19 protein-coding genes are annotated in these 21,756 nt (G+C 29.2%); 3 read left to right on the top strand and 16 right to left on the bottom strand.

Annotated elements, in window-relative coordinates:
* Positions 1-136: 136 nt before the first annotated feature.
* From VJ881_04460 to VJ881_04420, 9 genes are all read right to left on the bottom strand, one after another.
* Entirely contained in the window at positions 137-2,470 is a 2,334-nt protein-coding gene (locus tag VJ881_04460) for a DNA translocase FtsK 4TM domain-containing protein (protein ID HKL75301.1), read from the bottom strand.
* A gap of 122 nt (positions 2,471-2,592) precedes the next feature.
* Positions 2,593-4,278, bottom strand: coding sequence for a ribonuclease J (locus tag VJ881_04455; protein ID HKL75300.1), 1,686 nt, complete (start codon positions 4,276-4,278; stop codon positions 2,593-2,595).
* A 167-nt stretch (positions 4,279-4,445) separates the two neighbouring features.
* On the bottom strand, positions 4,446-5,333 hold the full coding sequence (gene dapA / locus VJ881_04450) for a 4-hydroxy-tetrahydrodipicolinate synthase (protein HKL75299.1): 888 nt from the start codon (positions 5,331-5,333) through the stop codon (positions 4,446-4,448).
* A 26-nt stretch (positions 5,334-5,359) separates the two neighbouring features.
* On the bottom strand, positions 5,360-6,568 hold the full coding sequence (dapG, locus tag VJ881_04445) for an aspartate kinase (protein ID HKL75298.1): 1,209 nt from the start codon (positions 6,566-6,568) through the stop codon (positions 5,360-5,362).
* A gap of 10 nt (positions 6,569-6,578) precedes the next feature.
* Positions 6,579-7,577 carry an aspartate-semialdehyde dehydrogenase gene (locus VJ881_04440; protein ID HKL75297.1) on the bottom strand — a complete coding sequence of 333 codons (999 nt, stop codon included), beginning with the start codon at positions 7,575-7,577 and terminating at the stop codon, positions 6,579-6,581.
* 23 nt (positions 7,578-7,600) lie between these two features.
* Positions 7,601-8,368: a 4-hydroxy-tetrahydrodipicolinate reductase gene (dapB, locus tag VJ881_04435; protein HKL75296.1), complete on the bottom strand. Its 768-nt coding sequence runs from the start codon at positions 8,366-8,368 to the stop codon at positions 7,601-7,603.
* Positions 8,369-8,390: 22 nt separating this feature from the next.
* Positions 8,391-9,314, bottom strand: a complete 924-nt coding sequence (locus tag VJ881_04430; protein HKL75295.1) for a DMT family transporter — start codon at positions 9,312-9,314, stop codon at positions 8,391-8,393.
* 56 nt (positions 9,315-9,370) lie between these two features.
* Positions 9,371-10,513, bottom strand: coding sequence for a class I SAM-dependent RNA methyltransferase (locus VJ881_04425; protein HKL75294.1), 1,143 nt, complete (start codon positions 10,511-10,513; stop codon positions 9,371-9,373).
* 28 nt (positions 10,514-10,541) lie between these two features.
* Positions 10,542-10,820: an acylphosphatase gene (locus tag VJ881_04420; protein ID HKL75293.1), complete on the bottom strand. Its 279-nt coding sequence runs from the start codon at positions 10,818-10,820 to the stop codon at positions 10,542-10,544.
* A 187-nt stretch (positions 10,821-11,007) separates the two neighbouring features.
* Here VJ881_04420 and VJ881_04415 point away from each other — a divergent pair, with 187 nt between their 5' ends.
* A complete protein-coding gene (locus tag VJ881_04415) occupies positions 11,008-11,343 on the top strand; it encodes a YlbF family regulator (GenBank protein HKL75292.1) in 336 nt (111 codons plus the stop codon).
* Positions 11,344-11,401: 58 nt separating this feature from the next.
* On the opposite strand, the gene VJ881_04410 is transcribed toward VJ881_04415, so the two are convergent.
* The 4 genes from VJ881_04410 to VJ881_04395 are packed head-to-tail and all read right to left on the bottom strand — an operon-like array spanning position 11,402 to position 15,994.
* A complete protein-coding gene (locus VJ881_04410; protein HKL75291.1) occupies positions 11,402-12,604 on the bottom strand; it encodes an NAD(P)/FAD-dependent oxidoreductase in 1,203 nt (400 codons plus the stop codon).
* Between the two features lie 37 nt (positions 12,605-12,641).
* Complete coding sequence (locus VJ881_04405; GenBank protein ID HKL75290.1) at positions 12,642-13,463, bottom strand: M55 family metallopeptidase; 822 nt, start codon at positions 13,461-13,463, stop codon at positions 12,642-12,644.
* A gap of 1 nt (position 13,464) precedes the next feature.
* Positions 13,465-14,652: a MalY/PatB family protein gene (locus VJ881_04400; GenBank protein HKL75289.1), complete on the bottom strand. Its 1,188-nt coding sequence runs from the start codon at positions 14,650-14,652 to the stop codon at positions 13,465-13,467.
* A 25-nt stretch (positions 14,653-14,677) separates the two neighbouring features.
* On the bottom strand, positions 14,678-15,994 hold the full coding sequence (locus VJ881_04395) for a M18 family aminopeptidase (GenBank protein HKL75288.1): 1,317 nt from the start codon (positions 15,992-15,994) through the stop codon (positions 14,678-14,680).
* A 154-nt stretch (positions 15,995-16,148) separates the two neighbouring features.
* Here VJ881_04395 and VJ881_04390 point away from each other — a divergent pair, with 154 nt between their 5' ends.
* A complete protein-coding gene (locus tag VJ881_04390) occupies positions 16,149-16,991 on the top strand; it encodes a methyl-accepting chemotaxis protein (protein ID HKL75287.1) in 843 nt (280 codons plus the stop codon).
* Positions 16,992-17,041: 50 nt separating this feature from the next.
* Here VJ881_04390 and pepV read toward each other — a convergent pair whose 3' ends face one another.
* Both pepV and VJ881_04380 read right to left on the bottom strand, forming a co-directional pair.
* Positions 17,042-18,448: a dipeptidase PepV gene (gene pepV, locus VJ881_04385; protein HKL75286.1), complete on the bottom strand. Its 1,407-nt coding sequence runs from the start codon at positions 18,446-18,448 to the stop codon at positions 17,042-17,044.
* An 87-nt stretch (positions 18,449-18,535) separates the two neighbouring features.
* On the bottom strand, positions 18,536-19,930 hold the full coding sequence (locus VJ881_04380; protein HKL75285.1) for a Na+/H+ antiporter NhaC family protein: 1,395 nt from the start codon (positions 19,928-19,930) through the stop codon (positions 18,536-18,538).
* Positions 19,931-20,007: 77 nt separating this feature from the next.
* Here VJ881_04380 and VJ881_04375 point away from each other — a divergent pair, with 77 nt between their 5' ends.
* Positions 20,008-20,808, top strand: coding sequence for an alpha/beta fold hydrolase (locus VJ881_04375; GenBank protein HKL75284.1), 801 nt, complete (start codon positions 20,008-20,010; stop codon positions 20,806-20,808).
* A 34-nt stretch (positions 20,809-20,842) separates the two neighbouring features.
* Here VJ881_04375 and VJ881_04370 read toward each other — a convergent pair.
* On the bottom strand, positions 20,843-21,756 hold a 914-nt coding region (locus VJ881_04370), incomplete at its 5' end, for a M3 family oligoendopeptidase (protein ID HKL75283.1).

The following is a 21,756-nucleotide window of genomic DNA, read 5'->3' as shown; positions in this document are numbered from 1 at the left end:
CTTTACATAATTTTATGAATTATTTAAATATTATTTTAAAAAAACTAAACTTTTATTATTTAATTTTAATACAAGTCATCATACCTGTCTGACATCTGTTTAAATAATACCAAAAATATTGAAATATGTCAAGATTTTAAGGTTCATCAAAATCCTCTTCATTCCCTTTTTTATTATCCTCTTCAATTTCTTTATTTTCGACATTTTCTTCCTGTTGATTATTTTTTTCTTCATTAACTTCTTTTCCATTCAAATATTTTTCCAACTCATCTTCATCTATTAATACTTCTCTAGGCTTACTACCAGCATATGGGCCAACAACACCTTCATCTTCCATTGTATCAATCATTCTCGCTGCTCTAGAATGTCCAATATGGAGTCTTCTCTGTAACATAGAAATTGATGCCCTATAATTAACAACTAATTTTACTGCTTCTTCATACAGTTCATCCTTATCTTCATCAATCGAAATTTCTACTTCCTGTATTTCATCAGTTTCAATTTCATATTCAGTATCAGCTTGATTTTTAGCATAATTTACAATTCTATTTATTTCTTCATCAGACATAAAGGCTCCCTGAATTCTCTTAGGTTTACTTGCATCTACAGGAGCAAATAACATATCACCTTTACCTAATAATTTTTCTGCACCACCCATATCTAATATTGTTCTGGAATCAGTCTGTGAAGAAACAGCAAAAGAAATTCTACTTGGAATATTAGCTTTAATCAAACCTGTAATAACATCAACTGAAGGCCTTTGAGTTGCAATAATCAAATGGATTCCTGCTGCTCTAGACATTTGAGCTAATCTACAGATATTATCTTCTACTTCATTTGCTGCAACCATCATTAAATCCGATAATTCATCAATAATTACTACAATGTATGGAATTTGATCTTCTTTATCAACTTTTTTATTATAAGATTCTATACCTCGAGTTCCACTTTCAGAAAATAATTCATATCTTTTTTCCATTTCATTTACCACTAATTTTAAAACATTTGAAGCTTTTTTAGGATCAGTTACGACCGGTGTGAAAAGATGAGGCAGACCTTTATATGTACTCAATTCAACTTTTTTGGGATCTACTAAAATTAATTTTAATTCTTCAGGAGTTGACTTATATAAAAGACTTGTAATTAAAGTATTAATACAAACACTTTTTCCTGAACCAGTAGCTCCTGCAATAAGTAAATGAGGCATTTTGGATAAATTAGTTATAATCGCATCTCCATCTATTCCTTTTCCAAGTGCCATTGTTAATTTACTCTCAGCCTTCTGAAACTTTTTAGTAGAAATTATATCTCTAATTCTTACTTTTATATCACCACTATGAGGTACTTCAATCCCTACTGCAGCTTTACCAGGGATAGGTGCTTCAATTCTTACATCTGGTGCTGCCAATGAAAGTGCAATATCATTAGCTAAATTGACTATTTTGCTTACTTTAACTCCGGAAGCAGGTTGAACTTCATATCTAGTAATTGTAGGGCCATGATTAACATCAATTACATTTGCATCAACCCCAAAACTTTGTAAAGTATCTTCTAATAATTCTGTTTTGTTATTTAATTTTACCTTTTTACCGGCAGATTTAGATAATAAATCAATCGGTGGTAAACTGTATTTTAATACTTTTTTGGTATCATTTTCAGACTTATTTTCTTTTTTAATTTCACCATTTTCATCATTCATCTCAGTATTATCTTTTGAATCATCTTTATCATTTGATTTTTCATTTGCTAATTTTTCTTCAGATTCTTCCAAATTTTCCTCTTCTACTATATTATAATAATCATAATCCTCTGCTTTATTTTCTAGATCAGAATTATTATGCTGACTGTTTTTTATTTCTTTATCATTATTTATTTTCTTATTTTTTAAATTTTTGAATGAATTTATTATATAAGAAAAAATATTTTTAAAAGAATTTTCAATTTTTATTAATATTGTTTTTAATAAAATATTAGACCATAATAATATTGCTATTAATAATAATGCAAATAAAACAATATAAGTTCCAGCTTCACCAAAAAATCTTAGGAAAAACCAACTAATTGAAGCTCCAGTAATTCCTCCACCTTTTCCAAGAAAACCATAACGCAAACTTAATTCAGGAAATAAATATGTATGTATAATAGCTAAAAAAGTAAAATATGCTAATAAAAAACCAATCAGCCGAGAATTGAATTTTATTATTTTTAATTTTATTAAACTAATTCCTCCAAATATCAGAAGAAATGGAATTACATAGGCACCATTACCTGTTATATAAAAAAAAGAACGTGATATTAGTTGACCTATATATCCGGTTTTATTAGTAAACAAAGCAAAAATACTTAAAATACCCCAGGCAGTAATTAAAATTCCAGCAATTTCATTTTTTCTTTCTTCAATTTTATTTTGATTTATATTATTATCAGAATTTACTTTTTCATTATCTTCAGAAACAGGTAATTCAGACATAAAATTCACCTCCACGTATATTAATTTCTACAATTATATAAATTATCCTGCTATATTAAATTATAAAACAAAATAAGCCCTACTGAAATAAAACTCAGCAGGGCCATTTTAATATTTTTAAATTAAACTTCCATGATGATTGGTAAAATCATAGGATTTCTCTTAATTTCACGATTAACATAAGATCTTAAAACATCTTTTATAGTTTTCTTTAGAACTGACCATTCAGTAACATTGTTCTTTTCACACTCTTTTAATGCTTCTTCAACTTTATTAGTGGCATTTGCAATTAGTTCTTCAGATTCTCGAATATATACAAAACCTCTAGTAATTATATCCGGTCCACTAAGAATATCTCCATTACCATTAATGGTAACCACAACAATAATTATACCATCTTCTGATAATAATCTTCTGTCTCTAAGAACTATATTACCTACATCACCAATACCCAATCCATCAACTAATACATCTCCGGCAGGAATTCTAGCAACTTTTTTAATTTCATCTTCTCTAAACTCAATTACATCTCCCATATCAGAAATATAGATATTTTCACGAGGTATACCTATCTCCTCAGCTAAATTTGCATGTCGATGTAAATGACGATATTCACCATGAGTAGGGATGAAATATTTTGGTTTTGTTAAATTCATCATCAACTTAAGTTCTTCCTGACTTGCATGGCCGGATACATGCACTCCTGAAACATCCTGGTAAATAACATTAGCTCCTCTATCATATAACTGATTAATAGTTTGGCCAATATATTTTTCATTTCCAGGTATAGCTGAAGCAGATAAAACAACTGAATCTCCTTCTTTTATATTAATATGATAGTGATCACCCCGGGCCATCCTTGTTAATGCAGCCATAGGTTCTCCCTGACTACCGGTAGTAAGTAAAACGATTTTACTATCAGGCATATCACTACAATCACGAATATCTACTATCATATCATCAGGAATATTAATATATCCTAATTTCCTTGCTATCTTAACATTATTTAACATACTTCTTCCGGTAATAGCTACTTTTCGATCATATTTCATAGCAGATTTAAATATTTGATGTAAACGATGAATATTAGAAGCAAATGTTGCAACAATAATTCTCTCTCTTGCACCTCTAAAGATTTCATCAATAGTTTCACCAACTACTTTTTCAGATAAGGTATAACCTTTCCTTTCAACATTAGTACTATCAGAAAATAGGGCTAAAACTCCTGGCTCACTATCTCCTAATTCAGCTAACTTGTGGAAATCTGCTACCTCACCAAAGATAGGAGTTTGATCAAATTTGAAATCACTGGCATAAACTATTGCACCTAAAGGAGTGTGTAGAGCAAGGGCACAGGTATCAGCTATACTATGGTTTACTCTTATAAAATCAACCTGGATTGATCCTACATTAATAGAATTACCCTGATTTACAACTTTAAGTTTTCTATCTTTTAATAGATTATGCTCTTTTAATTGACCTTCCAATAAACCTAATGTTAATTTTGTTCCATAAATCGGAACATTAATTTCTTTTAATAAATATGGTAAAGCTCCAATATGATCTGCATGACCATGAGTTAGTACTATTCCTTTAATCCGTTCTTTGTTTTCAATCACATAATCAAAATCAGGAATAACTATATCTATACCCAACTGATCATCTTCCGGAAACGTAATACCCGCATCAATAATAATCATTTCTTCTCCAACTTCAAGAACCATCATATTCTTTCCAATCTGTCCAACTCCCCCTAAAGGGATCATCCGTACTTTCTTATCATTTTTTATTTTGTTTTTATCTGACATAAATAAAAAAACGCACCTCCATTTATTTTTGCATATAGTTTGATGATAGATTATATCATCGGAAATAAGGTTAAATATATTTTTCCTAACCCGTTCCTATATTATTGTTTTTATTATACAGTCTTAACCAATAAAATACAAGTGTATCTTAGTCCTAAATAAACTTATTAAATAAAATCACCTTTTTCAAGAGCTTTCTTTAATTCTTTTCTTTCATTTTCCGAGAGAGATGTTAGTGGAGATCTTAAACAACCAACTTCCATTCCAGCCATATTTAATGCTTCTTTGACAGGTATTGGATTAGTATTAATAAACATATTATTAAAAACAGTTAATAACTTTTTGTTTAAATTAATTGCTTTATTAAGCTCACCTTGTTTAAATGATCTAATCATTTCGTTTATTTCTTTCCCTACAATATGAGCTGCAACACTAACCACACCATGACCACCTACAGAGAGGATGGGCAAAGTTAAACTATCATCTCCACTATAAACATAAAATCCATCTTCTGTTTGAGAACATATATTAGCCACCTGCTTAAGATTGCCACTGGCTTCTTTTATTGCTTGTATATTATCAATTTTAGCCAATCTTTTAACAGTATCTACTTCTATATTTTTTGAAGTTCGTCCAGGAACATTATATATCATCACCGGTAAATCTGTACTAATAGCAATTTTATAAAAATGATTATATAATCCGGACTGAGGTGGTTTGTTATAATAAGGTACAACAGCCATAACCCCATCTACTCCAATATTTTCAGCTTCAACTGTCATTTTAATACTTTCAGTAGTAGAGTAAGAACCAGTATTGGCAATTACTGTCCCTTTATCTCCAACTTCATCTACTACTTCTTTTAAAATGTTTTTTTTCTCTTTTTCGTTTAATGTTGGAACTTCACCAGTAGTCCCCAAGACAACCAATCCATCAGAACCGTTATTTAGAAGATAATTGGCTAACTCTCTTACCTTTTTATAATTTACTTCTCCATTATCTTTAAAGGGAGTAACCATAGCTGTTAAAACTTCTCCATAAATATCTCCATCCATAAATAACCCTCCTCTTTTCATTAAATTTATTTACTTAAATTAAAAGCCTCATGTAAAGTATTAAGTGCTTTTTTTTCATCTTTAGCCTTTATTAAACAGGATATTGTAGTGTGAGAATCAGTAGTCTGAAAAATTGAAATTCCTTTTTTATTTAATGCTTCTACAACCCGGGCCATAACTCCTGGTCTGCCAGTCATTCCTCCACCTACTAAAGATAATTTTACATATTGATCAGATATATCAAAATCATAATCTCCATTTTCTAAAACATTTATTAAATTATCATATTTACTTTTTATTACTATAAATGAAATAGCCTGTCTTCTTATATTTATAAAATCTACACTGATTTCTTCATTGGCCAGTTCATCAAATATTTTTAATCCTGATTCATATTTATTTTGATTACTATTTTTTATTTTAATAAAAACAATATTATTTCTACTTGCAACTCCAGTAATCATTTTATCGCTCTCTATTTTTTTAAAATTAGTTTTGTGAATTAGGGTTCCTGGTTTATTGCTATAAATTGATTTTATTTTAATAGGAATAAAAGAAGACCTAGCTATTTCAGCAGCACGCGGATGAATTACTCTTGCACCCTGATAAGCAAGTTCACAGGCTTCTTTATAGCTTATTTTATCCAATGTTTTCGCATTATCAACCAGACCTGGATCTGCTGTCATTAAACCATCTACATCTGTATAAATTTCTATATACTCTCCTTGAACAGCATCTGCTAGAATACTGGCAGTAGTGTCACTACCACCTCTACCGAGAGTAGTAATTTCATTATCATCACTTTCTCCCTGAAACCCAGCTACTACAGGAATTTTATCTTCTTTTAAAGCACTGAAAATTCTATCCGGTTTAACCTGTTTTACTCGTGATTCCCCGTGTCTTTTATTAGTTTCGATTCCCGCCTGTGAACCAGTTAAAGCCAAACCATCTAAATCTAATTTTTTTAAATACTGGACAAAGGTAACTGCAGATATAACTTCACCACATGACATAAGTAAATCTTTTTCTCTGGGATCAATATCAGAAGTAATTTCGGTTGCAATATTTATTAAAGTATCAGTAGCATAAGCATCTCCAAATCTTCCCATTGCGGATACAACTACTATCGGTGAATATCCTTTATCTACTGCTTTTTTTACTTTTTTAGCTGCCATTTTTCTTTTTTTATCAGAATTTAGTGATGTCCCACCAAATTTCTGAACAATTTTTTTCATGAAAATCCTCCTAAATCATTTTTTCAGCAATCTGGACCGCATTTAAAGCTGCTCCTTTTCGAAGATTATTAGCAACAATCCACATATTAAGAGCATTTTTTTTGGAATAATCTCTTCTTATTCTTCCAACCATGACTTCATCTTCATTTTCAACCATAATTGGCATAGGATATTTATTTTCGTTAATATTATCAACTAACTTAACATTTTCCATTTTATCAATACTATTTTTTATATCATCAATTAAATATGAAACTTCTGTTTCTATATTTACAGACTCTCCATGTCCATTAAAAACAGGTACTCTTACTGCTGTAGCGGTTATTGGAATTTCCTTATCATCAAGAATTTTTCGAGTTTCTTTTACTACTTTCATTTCTTCTTTTGTATATTTATTTTCCTGAAATTCATCAATATGAGGTAAAAGATTAAAAGCAATCTGGTAGGGATATACTTCACTTTTTATTTCATTTTTATCTATATAATCTTTTATCTGTTGTTCTAATTCACTAATAGCCCTTTTGCCTGTCCCGGAAACAGCCTGATAAGTATTCACAATTACTCTTTTTAAACCATATTTTTTAAAAATTGGTTTAATAGCCATTACCAATTGAATTGTAGAACAATTTGGATTTGCAATAATCCCTTGATGTTCATTAATTTTATTAGCATTTATTTCTGGTACTACAAGTGGTACACTATCATCCATTCTAAAAGCATTACTATTATCTATAACCACCGCACCTTCTTTGACTGCCTGAGGCGCATATTTTTTACTTAAATTACTATCAATACTAAAAAGAGCTATATCAATATCTTCAAAAATACCATTTTCTATACTTTCTACCTTTATTTTTCTATTTAAAAATGTTATTTTTTTACCTTCAGATTTTTTACTTGCGATTAATTTTAGATTATCAACAGGAAACTTTCTTTCTTCTAAAATTTCTATTATTTCCTGTCCTACAGCTCCTGTAGCCCCAACCACTGCAAGATTATATTTGCTCATAAATATTTACCTCCCAGAAATTATTATAAAATATTTTCAAGGCCATAAACCAAATTAGACACCTGATCTATTTTATCTATGGCCATAGCCACCCCGGGCATAAATGATGATCTATCATAAGAATCATGCTTTATACTTAGACTCTGTCCTTCTGCACCAAAAATCACTTCCTGGTGAGCTACAAGTCCTTTTAATCTTATACTATGAATATTAACTCCATTTTTTTGAGCCCCTCGTGCCCCAGATAAACTCTCTATATAATTCTTTTTGTCATCTGCATTTTTAGTAAAATTTTCATTTATTAATTCTGCAGTTCTGATAGATGTTCCAGAAGGAGAATCAATTTTTTGATCATGATGTAACTCAATTATCTCCACATCATCCATATATTTTGCAGCTTTTTTGGAAAACTCCATCATTAAAACTGCTCCAATAGCAAAATTAGGAGCAATAATCATTTTGTTTTTCCCTATTATTTTTCTGATTTCAGTCAAATTTTTATCAGTGATACCTGTAGTTCCTACAATCATATTAGTATTTTTATCTAAAACAATTTTTATGTTATCCATAACCGAATCAGGTGTAGTAAAATCAATCACCAGGTCTATATCTTTTTCAGCTAATATTTGAGCCAAATTATCTTTTATAATTAAATCACCTGAATTTATCTTTTTACCCAATCCTTTTTTATCACAGACTCCAACTAATTTTGTATTACTTTTATTTAAAATCAAATCAACTACTCTTTTACCCATTTTCCCATTTGCTCCATTTACAACAATTTTTTTCATAACAATTCCTCCTGAATTATATTTAACCTGGCAATTCCTCAGCAGGTTGTTCTAATTCTCCATAGTAATTTGTTCCCCAAACACCAATAATTATCATTGTAGCTCCTACAAATTGAAACCAATAAAAATTTTCACCTCTAAAAACTACTCCAGCAATAATGGAGACTACTGTAGTCAAATTTGCAAAAACTGCAGCCTGTGAAGCCTGCACTCTTGAAAGAGTATAATTCATCATAAAAAATGCTACAACTGAAGCCAAAATCCCTAGATAAAAAACAGGAATCAAAACTTTTATTTCAGTTAATGGTTGAAAATAATTTATAAATGTACCATTATATCGAATAATTGCTATTATATTAAATAAAACAGTGCCATACCAGACCATCATATAGGTTATTTCCACAGGAGTAAAATCTAAAGATAGTTTTCTGGAAAGAATATTATAAATACCTCCCATAATAACTGCTCCCATAAGTACTAACATTCCTAAATAATTATTTGCAACATCTGTACTGCCTTTCATAAGAGTAATAAAAATAACTCCAGCAACTGATAAAATTACAAATATTAGTTGTTTTTTAGTAGGTCTTTCATTTAAAAATATCGCAGCCATAATTGTAACCACAACCGGGATTAATGATATCATAAGACCAGCTTCTGAAGAGGCAGTCATATTTACTCCTAAAGTTTCAAAAATAAAATATAAACCTGGTTGAGCAGTAGCCAGTATAAATAAACTTTTCAAATCTTTACCCTTAAATTCAAGTTTAATTAAACCAATATATTTTAAAATTGTCATTCCTATTGCAGCCAGACTAAAACGAAAACCAAGCAAATGAAAAATAGAGACAAACTCTAATCCTTCTTTAGTAAACATAAATGTAAACCCAAAAATAGTACTAAAAGTAATACCTGCCATGAGAGGTAAATATTTTTTTATTTCCATTATTACACCTTCTTTTATATATAATTAATTATTTTATCAATTATCTAATCAATGGTTTATTCATCAGATGAAGGCCAGGGTCCATAATACTGATAAAATTGACATTCAAGTCCTCCATTATATAGTTTTCTTCTTTTACTAGCTTCTTTACCATAAATATTTTCAAATTTTTGATGGGTTGTAAGGATATAAAAAGACCAGGTATTTAATTCCGAAAACTTCTCTCCCATTATTTTATATAATTTTTCAACTTCTTCTTTTTCTCCAGATCTTTCTCCATAAGGTGGGTTAGAAATTACATATCCATATTTTCGTGAACTGGAAAAGTTATAAAAATCTTTTTGTTGAAAATGAATAATGTCAGAAACTCCTGCTTTTTCAGCATGATGTCGAGCAATTCCTACTACATTATCATCTATATCATTTCCAATTATTAATCTTGGTTCTATATCTTCAATTTCACTTCTTGCTTTTCTTTTAACTTCATTCCAGGCAGTAACAGGAAAAATAGGCCATCTCTCAGCTGCAAAATTTCTATATAACCCTGGTGCTTGATTTTTGGCAATCATTGCAGCTTCAATTGGAATTGTTCCTGAACCGCAAAAAGGATCAATTAAAATTCTATCTTTATTCCAGCGACTCAAATTTATCATTCCAGCTGCAATAGTTTCCTGTAAAGGGGCAGTTGTTGATAAATCTCTATAACCTCTTTTATGCAAACCTTCTCCACTGGTATCTAACATTAATAAAACTTTATCTTTATAAATTGTAAACTTTATTTTATATTTTGGGCCATCTTCTTTAAACCAATCTTTATGATAACTTTCCTTCATATTATCAACGACAGCCTTCTTTATAATAGATTGACAGGTCGGTACACTATGCAGCTCTGATTTAACTGAATTGCCGCTAACAGGAAACTCAGCATTCTTAGGCATTAAATCAGACCAATTAAGCTCCTTAGTCTTTTCATATAACATATCAAAATCTGTTGCATCGAATTCCCCTACTAACAAATATACTCTTTCTGCAGATCTCAAATAAATATTTGCTTTTGCAATATCTTTAAATTCACCTTCAAATCTTACCTGACCATTACTAACTTCTATATTTGAAAAACCTAACTTTTGTGCTTCTTTTTTTACTACATATTCCATTCCAAATGTAGTAGAAGCAATTATATCAAAATTTTTACTCATCAGTATTTGTCTCCTTTCAAAAATATTTTTAATATCTTATTTCAAAATTTGTAAATTCTTCATCTATATCATTATTTATTTTTATATTTTTTACTTTTCCAAATCGAGGTCCTTTTTTTACTAATTCAACTAATTTATCAACTTTTTCCTCTGGACCGGAAAAAACTGCCTCTACCCGACCATCATTCAAATTTTTAGCCCATCCTTTAACACCTAATCTATGAGCATTTTCTCTTATAAAAGCTCTAAATCCAACTCCCTGAACTCTACCGGAAAGAAAGATATGAACAATTTTTTCTTCAGACATATATCATACCTCCAGTCTAATATTATTCACAATAATTATTATACAGTAAAATTACTGTACAGTAAAATTAGATATTTTATTTTTGTTTGATTTGACATATAGTAAAAACAATGATAACCTTATTAAGTGTGTGATGGAGAATAAATTCACATTTTTTATAAAAGAATAAACTAAAGAGGTGAGTTATATGTCAATAATGGAAAAAGCGGAAGATCTAGGTAAGGCTCTTGTAGAATCAAGCGAATTTACTGAAATGAAAGAAGCAGAAGCAAAAATCGAAGAAAACGAAGATGCTAAGGCACTTTTGGATGAATTTGAAGCAGAGCAGAAAAAACTGCAAATGATGCAACAAAATGGTCAGCAAATAACTCCTGAGCAACAGAAGAATCTCCAATCTGTTCAGGCTAAAATGCAGGAAAATGAACATATTAATGAATATATGGAAGCTCAGCAAAAATTCAACAAAGTAATGAATAGTGTTAATGAGGTAATTACTTCTCAACTTCAAGGTGAAGAAGAGTAAATAAGTAATACCTATATTAGCTATTACCCCACAGTATTAACTGTGGGGTTTTTTATTTTTAAATATTTATTCCGACAAGATAACCAGTAGAAAATGCTATTTGCAAATTAAATCCCCCTGTATAAGCATCTACATCAATGACTTCACCAGCAAAATATAAATTCTTTACAATTTTTGATTCCATAGTTGCTGGATCAATCTCTTTTACTTCAACTCCTCCAGAAGTAACAATTGCCTCTTCTATAGGACGATAATCCTGAATGTTAAGTTCCAATCCTTTTAGTAAATTTATCAAATTTTCTCTTTCTTTAGTAGTAATTTGATTTACTGTTTTATCATAATCTATTTTTGATAATTTAACAATAACAGGAATCAATTTACTGGGAAGTAAATCTCCTAAAGAATTTTTAAAATATTTATTGGCATATTTTGAAAAATCTCTCTGGATTCTATTATCTAACTTTTCTCTGTCAAGAGCAGGTTTTATGTCAATTTTTATTTTATAGTTCTCATTTTTCATGTTTCTCATATGAGAACTTGCTGAAAGTACAAGTGGTCCACTTATTCCATAATGGGTAAAAATCATTTCTCCTCTTTCTTTAAATATTACTTTGTTATTTTTATTAAAAACAATAAGGTCAACATTTTTTAAAGATAACCCCTGGAGATCTTTTACCCAATCTTCTTCTGTCACTAAGGGCACCAAAGAAGGATAAAGACTATTAATAGTATGTCCCAATTTTTTTGCAAACTCATATCCTGCACCGGTTGAGCCTGTTTTAGGATATGACTTCCCTCCAGTAGCAATAACTACCTTTTTAGCTGTGATTTTTTCATTTTTATTTGTAGTTAATATAAACTGATCATTTTCTTTTTCTATATCTATGATTTCTTTATTCTCAATTTTAGCTCCATTTTTATATAGATATTTTTCCAGAATTTTTAAAACATCCCTGGCTTTATCACTAACAGGGAAAACTCTATCTCCTCTTTCAACTTTTGTCTCTAATCCGAGGTTATTTAATAAATCTATTAAATGATCATTAGAAAATGTATAAAAAGCACTATACAAAAATGATCCATTTATAGGTATATTATCGATCATCTCCTGAATTCCTTTAGCAGAGGTTATATTACATCTGCCTTTGCCCGTAATCAATAATTTCCTTCCTAGTTTCTTATTTTTTTCATACAAAATTACTTTTTTATTATTTTTAGCTGCTGTTCCTGCCGCCATCATTCCCGCAGGTCCACCACCAATTACTGCTAATTCAACTTTCAGAATAAATCACTCCAATTTAATTTATTGTTGAGGCCAATCCCAGCATTGCCCTAAATGTTTTATATATATTTAAATAATCATCACTTTCATAACTCAAAGTTCTACCATCAACAAAATTTGTTCCGGGAATCAAGGAAGCCATTTCGGCCATGGATGTTTTATTAAATTCAACTTCTAAATTAATTTTCCCTTTTTCAATAGTAGGTTTTAATTTTTCTTTTTTATTAAAAAACTCTTCCACTCCATCTCTTATTTTTTGTATAACTTTAGGAAAAGCTAATAATTTTGCTGAATTTCTTCCAATAGCCTCTTTAACCTGAATTCCAATATGATAATTTAACTCTTCTTTTGAACAAGAAATTGCATTTTGATCACCTGTAACTACAGCAACTGGAATACCAAAATATCCAGCTAATCTACCATTTAAACCTGCTTCACTTACTGCTTTTCCATTTATTCTCGCTTCAAAAACAGAACTTGAGCTATATAAATGGTCCATTACAGCTGCTTCTTTGCCAGCGCGTCCATGATAACCTAAAAATATACAATAATCAAAACTATCATCAATTCCTTCCATCATACTTAATGGTTTAGGACTACCACTAATAAGTTCAGCTCTTTCATCAAAATCTTCTATTAAAATATTATCCATACTACCATGTGAATCATTTACTAGCACTTCATTAGCACCTCGAAAATATAAAGCATCAATCATAGTATTTACTTCTTTGGTCATCATCTTTCTGGCTCTTTCATAATCTCTATTTCCAGAAGTTACCTGTTTTCCAGATACAATACCGGATATACCCTCCATATCAGCTGAAATATATATTTTCATTTTAATCACCTCTAACTGCTTTCTTAAGATTTTCCAATCCTGTTTTAAGAGTTGAATGAGGACAGGCCAGGTTCATTCTCATATAACCACTACCACCTTTTCCAAACCATAACCCGGGATCAAGTGCAAGATTGGCTTGATTAACAAAAAAATCTGCTAATTGCTCATCATTTAATCCCAGTCCTGTACAATCCAACCAGAGTAAATAAGTACCTTCTGATTTTCTGGCAATTATTCCAGGTATATTCTTATTAATATAATTAACAGCATATTTCATATTTTGATTTAGATAACTTAACTGGTCAGATAACCATTCTTCACCATTTTGATAGGCAGCTTTCATTGCCACTAAACCAAAAATATTTCCAGTACCAACCAGACCATTTTTATTTACCATAAATTCTTTTCTCAATTTTTCATTTTCAATTATTACAAAGGACGAATTTAAACCGGCAATATTAAAAGTTTTACTGGGGGCCATAAAAGTGAGAGTATTTTGGCCCAATTCATTATTCAAGGAAGCAATAGGTGTATGTTTTTTATCTCCATATACAAAATCTGCATGTATTTCATCAGATAATATTTTAACATCATTTTCCATACAAACTTCTCCTAATTCTTCTAGTTCATCTTTATCCCATACTCTTCCTACAGGATTGTGAGGACTACATAAAATCAATAATTTTGTTCTTGATAATTTTCGCGGAGAATCTTTTAATTTATTTTTCAAATCTTTTATATCAAATTTGTAATTACCATTTTCATTTTTTAATTGATTATTAATAACTATAGCACCATTATTTTCTACAGCTGAACGAAAAGGATAATATACTGGAGGTTGAATTATAACTTCATCTCCGTTGTTAGTAAAACTCTGAACAGCAATATTTAAAGAAGGGACAACTCCATTACTAAATACAATCCATTCCTTTTTTATATTCCAATCATAATGCTTTTTTACCCATTCAACTATAATATTTTTTAATTTCTGATCAGGAAAAGTATAACCAAAAATTCCATGGTCTGCTCTATTTTTTATTGCCTTAATTATTGAAGGAGAAGTAGGCCAATCTGAATCAGCTACCCACATTGGCAATAAATCTTCTTTTCCAAATGTTTCTGATAGCATATCCCATTTAACTGAATTACTTCCTTTTCGTTCTACATAATTTGAAAAATTTATTTCCATCTATATCCTCTCCCTATTATTAAAATTACATATTATAATATTTTTCAAATAATTCACTTACATAATAGTGGTCTTTAACTCCTCCAAATTCTCTTATAGAATGCATTGCTAATAAGGGATTACCAATATCCACAGAATCTATCCCAAGTTGGGTTGCAGAAATAGGTCCAATAGTTGAACCACCTTTTTTGTCAGATCTATTTACAAATTTTTGATAAGGAATATCTGCCTTTTCGCATAATGAAGCAAATACTCCACCAGATACACTATCTGAAGTATATCTTTGATTTGCATTTATTTTAAGTACTGGCCCTTTATTTATTGTTGGTCTATTAGTAGGATCGTGTTCATCACTATAATTAGGATGAACAGCATGGGCCATATCAGCAGAAATAATAAAAGAATTGGCAAGTGTTTGAAAATATGAGCTTCTTTTTCCACCCAAATTTTCAACTATTCTTTCTAATAAATGACTTAGCATAGGTGAATTTGCTCCCTGTTTTGTAGCACTACCTATTTCTTCATTGTCAAATAAAACTAAAACATTACTTGCTTTTTGTATTTCTGAATTAGCAATAGCTTTTAAACCAGCTTCAGCCATAGCCAAATCATCCTGTCTACCTATAGAAATAAATTCATCATTTAAACCAGTAATTGTACCAGCATTTGTTTCATATAAAAATAAATCAAAATCGACAATTTTTTCTTTTTCCACTTCAAGTTCATCTGCAAGTACTTTTATCAAAAAGTTTTCCTTTTCAAATTCTTCTTCAACCAAACTTAACAGTGGTAAAACATCTTTTTGTTTATTTAATTCTACTCCTTCATTTACTTTTCTATTCATATGAATAGCTAAATTAGGTATAGTAAGTAATGGATCATTTAAATTAATTAACTTAGAATTTATTTCAAGTGGATTGTCAGTTTTTAAACTAACTCTTCCTGCAAGGGAAAGTGGTCTATCAAACCAGGTATTAAGTATAGGTCCTCCATAAACTTCAGTGTTTAATTTAAGATATCTATCTTCTTCTAAAATTTCTGGATTGGGTTTAATTCGAAAACTAGGACTATCTGTATGGGCACCAATTAATTTAAATCCTTTTTTAGTTAAATCTCCTGTACCTATTGTAAATGCAATTATAGCAGATTCATTTCTTTTGACAAAATATTTTTCTCCTTTATTTAAATCCCACTTATCACTGAAATTTAATTCTTTAAATCCGTTTTCTTTTAATAATTGAGCTGAGTTTTCAACTACATGAAAAGCAGTTGGACTTTCTTTAATAAATCTGATCAAATCTTTAGCTTTTTCTCTCATTTCATTATTTAATTTATTACTCATTTTATATCACCTCATAATTTTTTTTGAAAAATGACTTATCTTAATAAAAATAAATAAATTTTGTTAAATTAAAGGGTTTTAAATAACTTTATAGAAAATAAATAATGGTATAAATAAATTTTATTCAAATTTAATTAATAATGGAGGAATTTTAATGTTGAAAATAGGAATTATTGGTGCTGGCGAAGGTGGAACATCTATTCTAAATACTTTTATTAGTATGGAAGATATAGAAATCATTGGAATTTGTGACAAAGATGCAAATGCTCCTGGTATAAAATTAGCAAAAGAAAAAAATATTCCTTTTTATGATGATTTTAAAAAATTAATTAATAAAAAAGGTGAAAAAATAATTCTTGAAGTTACAGGAAATAAAAAATTATCAGAACTAATAAAAGAAAATGCTGATAATAAAACAAAAGTAATTGATTATGAAACTTCTCATATCATATTTAAAATTGTTAATTCAAGAGAAAAAATGATTAATAAAATAGAAAATGAAGCAGAAAACCTTTCTGATCTGGCGGTTGATATTAGTAGTACTATCAAGGAAGTAAGTCAAATTAATCGTCAAAATATCAAAGACCTTAATGACACAACTAAAAAATTAACAAAAGCTTCAGAAGATAGTAAAGAAAATCTAAATAAAACAAACAAAATCGTTAAATTTATCAAAGATGTTTCTGAACAAACTAAAATGCTAGGTCTCAATGCAGCTATTGAAGCTGCTCGAGCTGATCAAAACACAAGTGGATTTAATGTAGTTGCCAATGAAATAAGAAATTTAGCTGATGAAACAAGTGAATCAGTTAAAGAAATTACTAATTTTATTGAAAAGTTAAATGATTCTACTGAAAATACAAGAGAAAATATTGAAAAAATGAGTGAAAAAATGGAATCATTTAATAAAAATGAAAAAGAATTAACTAATAAATTAAATGAAGCTGCTGAAGAAATAAATAAAATGGCCGACGTTTTATCAGAACTATCCGATTAATTTATAAAAAAGACAATTTGTAGCCCCCAATTTATGGGGGCTATTTTTTATTATTTATTTTCACTTGCTAATGCTGCAACAGCTCCGGCATAAATTTTAGCATTCTGAATTAATTCTGGTATTCCAATATATTCATCTTTTTGATGGGCTAATTCTATCTGTCCAGGAAAAAGAGGTCCAAAAGCAACTGCTTTTTCAATGGCTCTTGCATATGTTCCTCCCCCAATAGCAATTGGCTCACTATCTTCATCTCCTACTATATCTCTATAAACTTCCATCAAGTTTTTAACTAATGGATCATCTTTTTCAACATAAAGAGGATCTTTAGCCTGAGTTTCTTCTAATTCAATATCTTTATTAAGTTTATCTTTTATTTCACTATATACGGTTTCTGCTTTATTAGTTACTGGATATCTAATATTTACTGTAATTTCTCCTTTTTTAGATGAAAGATCAATTACTCCTACGTTGAAAATTAACTTACCGGAAACTTCATCCTCAAATCCACATCCAATTGATTGGCCATAATATTCCATACCAATTTTATCATTATAAAATGAAATGAATTCAGCTATATCATCTTCACCCAGATCTAAAGTCCCCAAAAATGTCATTAATTGCGAAATAGCATTCTGACCATCAGCTGGCATACTTCCATGTGCTGAAACACCTTCTGATTTAAGTAATACTAAATCATCATTTTTTTCCAGACTCATATCATAATCATTTTTAGTTAAAAATTCATTTAATTTTTCTTTTATTTGCTGATAATTTCCTTCTAATTCTGCTTCACAATGATCAGGAACCATATTAGGGGCATTACCACCTTTTATGCTTTTTACTTTAACAGTACCCTTATTATCTACACTTTCAAATTCTTCTTTTAATTTAAAAATAAGGATGCCTTTTTCTGCATGGATTACTGGGAATTCTGCATCAGGACTAAAACCTAAGTCTGGAACTTCGGCATTTTCTAAATAATAATCCATTCCTCCCCAGCCACTTTCTTCATTAGTACCAAATATTATTCTAACTCTTTTATTTAAAGTAATATCAGAATCTTTAACAGCTTTCATAGCATATAGAGCTGCTACTGCCGGTCCTTTATCATCAATAGTACCTCTACCATAAATTTTATCATCATGTATTTCAGCTGCATATGGGGGATAAGACCAGTTACTTCCTTCAGGAACTACATCCAAATGACAGAGAATACCTAACATTTCATCTCCCTGCCCCATTTCAGCATACCCAGCATAGCCATCTATATTACCAGTTTCAAATCCCATATTTTTTGCTATTTCTAAAGTTGCTTCTAAAGCTTTATTAACTCCTTCTCCAAATGGTTTACCTTCTTTTGGAGTATCCTGTACACTTTTTATTCTAACAAGTTCTTGAGTAGTAGCAATAATATTATCTCTCATTTCTTCTATTCTATTATTTAAATCTTTTAACATATTTAATAAGCCTCCTTTAAAAATTTTTATTTACTCCCATCTATATTTTTCTAGAAAAGTTTTTTATAACCTTTAATAACTTTTAAACTATTTTATTTTTTTATTAGTAAAAAATGCAAATGCTAAACTGCTTAATGGAAGTAATAAAGGTAAAAACGAAAATCTAAAATATTTAATAGTACTTACCCCCAAAACTGCGGTCATCATTAAAGCATTTACATTCCAGGGAATTAATGGAGATAAAATAAGTCCTGAATCTCCCAGACTTCTCCCCAATATTTCTCTTGAAATATTTGCCTTATCATATTGTTTAATCATCATTCTTGCAGGTAAAAATACAGCTAAAAATTGGTTACAACCCAATATAGCTGAAATAGCACTGGAGGCCATGGTTACAGCTATTAAATGAAACTTTGAATTTAAATTTTTAATAAGTCTATTTAATAAACTATTTAATATACCTAAATTTTCAAAAATCCCTCCTAAAATTACAGCAAAAATAATTAAAGATACTAATTCTAACATACTTGTCAACCCACCACGAGATAATATATTATCAATAAATTCAACACCGGTCATATCACTAAAACCTGAAAACATAATATTTAATAATTCTGTATATGTTCTACCGGTAAAAAATATCCCTAATACAAGTGAAGCAAAAATATTAATTATTAGATTTAAAATAGTTGGTAATTGCATTATTGCTAAAACAATAATCAAAAGTGGTGGTAACAACATAAAAATTGATATATTAAAATGTCCCTGTAATATAGATGTCATTTTTGTGAAATCTACAGCTAAATTATCATAATTTCCAAAATATCCAATCAAAAAATAAATAATTAATGATAAAATATAAGGTGGTATTATTGTATAAATCATCTTTTTTATCATTCCAGTTAACTTAGCTCCTGCACTATTTGCAGTAATATTGGCAATAGATGATACTGGAGACATTCTATCTCCTACATAACAACCAGATATAATTGAACCAGCAGCTATTGACATATTTAAACCTAAACTTTCAGCAATACTTATTAATGCAAGACCTATTGTACTTGCAGTACCAATTGCTGTACCTACAGCCATAGAAACAGCAGAAGTTATAATAAAACTTAAAACAAAGAAATATCTAGGATTAATAGCCTTTAATCCATAATATATCATAGTTGGAACAGTTCCAATTCCAATCCAGACCCCAATCATCATACCTATTAAAAATAATATTAATATTACATTCCCAATACTTTCAAAACTAGAAAAAAGCATTGCTTCAATTTCTTTCCAGCGATAACCCCAAATTAAGGCCAATAATATTGTAAAAGAAATTTCAAAAAACAATGCTAATTGAATGGGAACTTTCCAAAAAGTTACAGACATTAAGATAAAAAAAGCCATTGTTATTACAGGAATAATTGCCTGTTTGAATGTTAAGTTTTCTCTGCTTTCAATATTATTATTATTATTAATTTTATTCACCTCTTTATTATTTGCAGGATTTATTAGTTTTTCATAGAAATTTAAAATATATTCTATTATCTAGGAGGAAACATTATATGAATGATATTGACATTGATCCTCAGACAGTTATCTTTGAAAAAGGAAAAGATATATTTTTAAAAAATCAGGGTAATAAAGCTATTTTATTAATACATGGTTTTACCGGTATACCCTATGAAATGAAATACTTAGCTGATAAAATATATGAAAATACCGATTATACTATATATGTTCCACGTTTACCTGGACATGGAACAAACACTAAAGATTTTAAAGAAAGTTCAGCAAATGATTGGTTAAGAAAAAGTTATGACAGTTATTTAGAATTAAAATCTGATTATGATAGTGTTTCTGTTATTGGTTTATCAATGGGAGGTTTAATATCATTATTGATTGCTGCAAAATTTGAAGTTAATAAATTAATTACTATTTCTCCTGCTTTAAATACTTATAATCCTTTTGATAAATTAACCCCAATTTTAAAATATTTTTTACCAAAAATAAAACAAAAAACAGGTTTAGAAAGAATTAAAAATTCAAAAGACAAAGAAGAAAAATTTTATCATCGAAATTATCATCTTTATCATTACACATCTCAAATAGCAGAATTAGTAAAGATTATGAAATTAACAAAAAAAAATTTAGCAAAAGTTACAGTACCAACTCTAATTTTAGCTTCTGAAGCTGATAAGTTAGTACCTATTAGTTCTTCCCGAAAAATCAAAAGAAAAATAAGTTCATCTAATAAAGAAATATATATTTTTGAAAAGGCAAAACATGTAATATGTAATAGCGAAAAGAAAGAAATATGTGTTAATAAAACTTTAGAATTTTTAAGTGAAAGAACTCCCCACTAATTAATGGGGAGTTAATTGATTACTTTTCTGTTTATTAATTACTTAATTCCTCTAATTCATTTACTAAATCATGAAAAATACCAAGAGCTGTCGAAATAGGTTTAGGAGAAGTCATATCTACTCCTGCTTTTTTTAGAACATTAAGAGGGTAATCAGAATTACCACTCTTTAAAAACTCTAAATATTTTTTTACAGCTGATTCTCCTTCATTAATAATTTTTTGAGATAAAGCTGCAGCTGCTGAAAAACCTGTAGCATATTTATATACATAGAAATTATAATAAAAATGAGGAATTCGCGCCCATTCTCTATTAATTTTTTCATCAATAATCATTTTATCCCCAAAATATTTTTCATTTAATTTATGATATATATTATTTAATAAATCTGAGGTTAAAGGTTTTCCGTTTTCTACTTTATTATGAATATCTCTTTCAAATTCAGCAAACATTGTTTGTCTGAAAACTGTTCCTTTAAATTGTTCTAGATAATGATTTATTAGATATTTCCTTTTATCCAAATCATCAGTATTTTCTAATAGATAGTGGATTAAAAGAGATTCATTTAAAGTCGAAGCGACTTCAGCTACAAATATTTTGTAACTTGAATAAACAAAAGGTTGATTTTTATTTGAGTAATAAGTGTGAAGAGCATGTCCCATTTCATGAGCTAATGTAAACATATCACTAATATTTTCACTATAATTTAGCATTACATAGGGATGAACACCATAACAACCAGATGAGTATGCACCTGATCTTTTTCCTTTATTTTCATATACATCAATCCATCCTGATTTAAAACCTTTTTCTAAATTTTGTAAATACTTGTTTTTAAGAGGTTTTAATGCTTTCTTAACTTTTTCAACTGCTTCATTATAAGGAATTTCCATTTCTACTTCCTCTATAAGAGGTGTATAAACATCATACATATGTAGTTCTTCTAAAT

It is taken from the genome of Halanaerobiales bacterium (assembly GCA_035270125.1).
Taxonomy (GTDB): domain Bacteria; phylum Bacillota; class Halanaerobiia; order Halanaerobiales; family DATFIM01; genus DATFIM01.
Note: the sequence above shows the minus strand (reverse complement) of the source record. Positions and strands in the feature narration are given on the sequence as shown.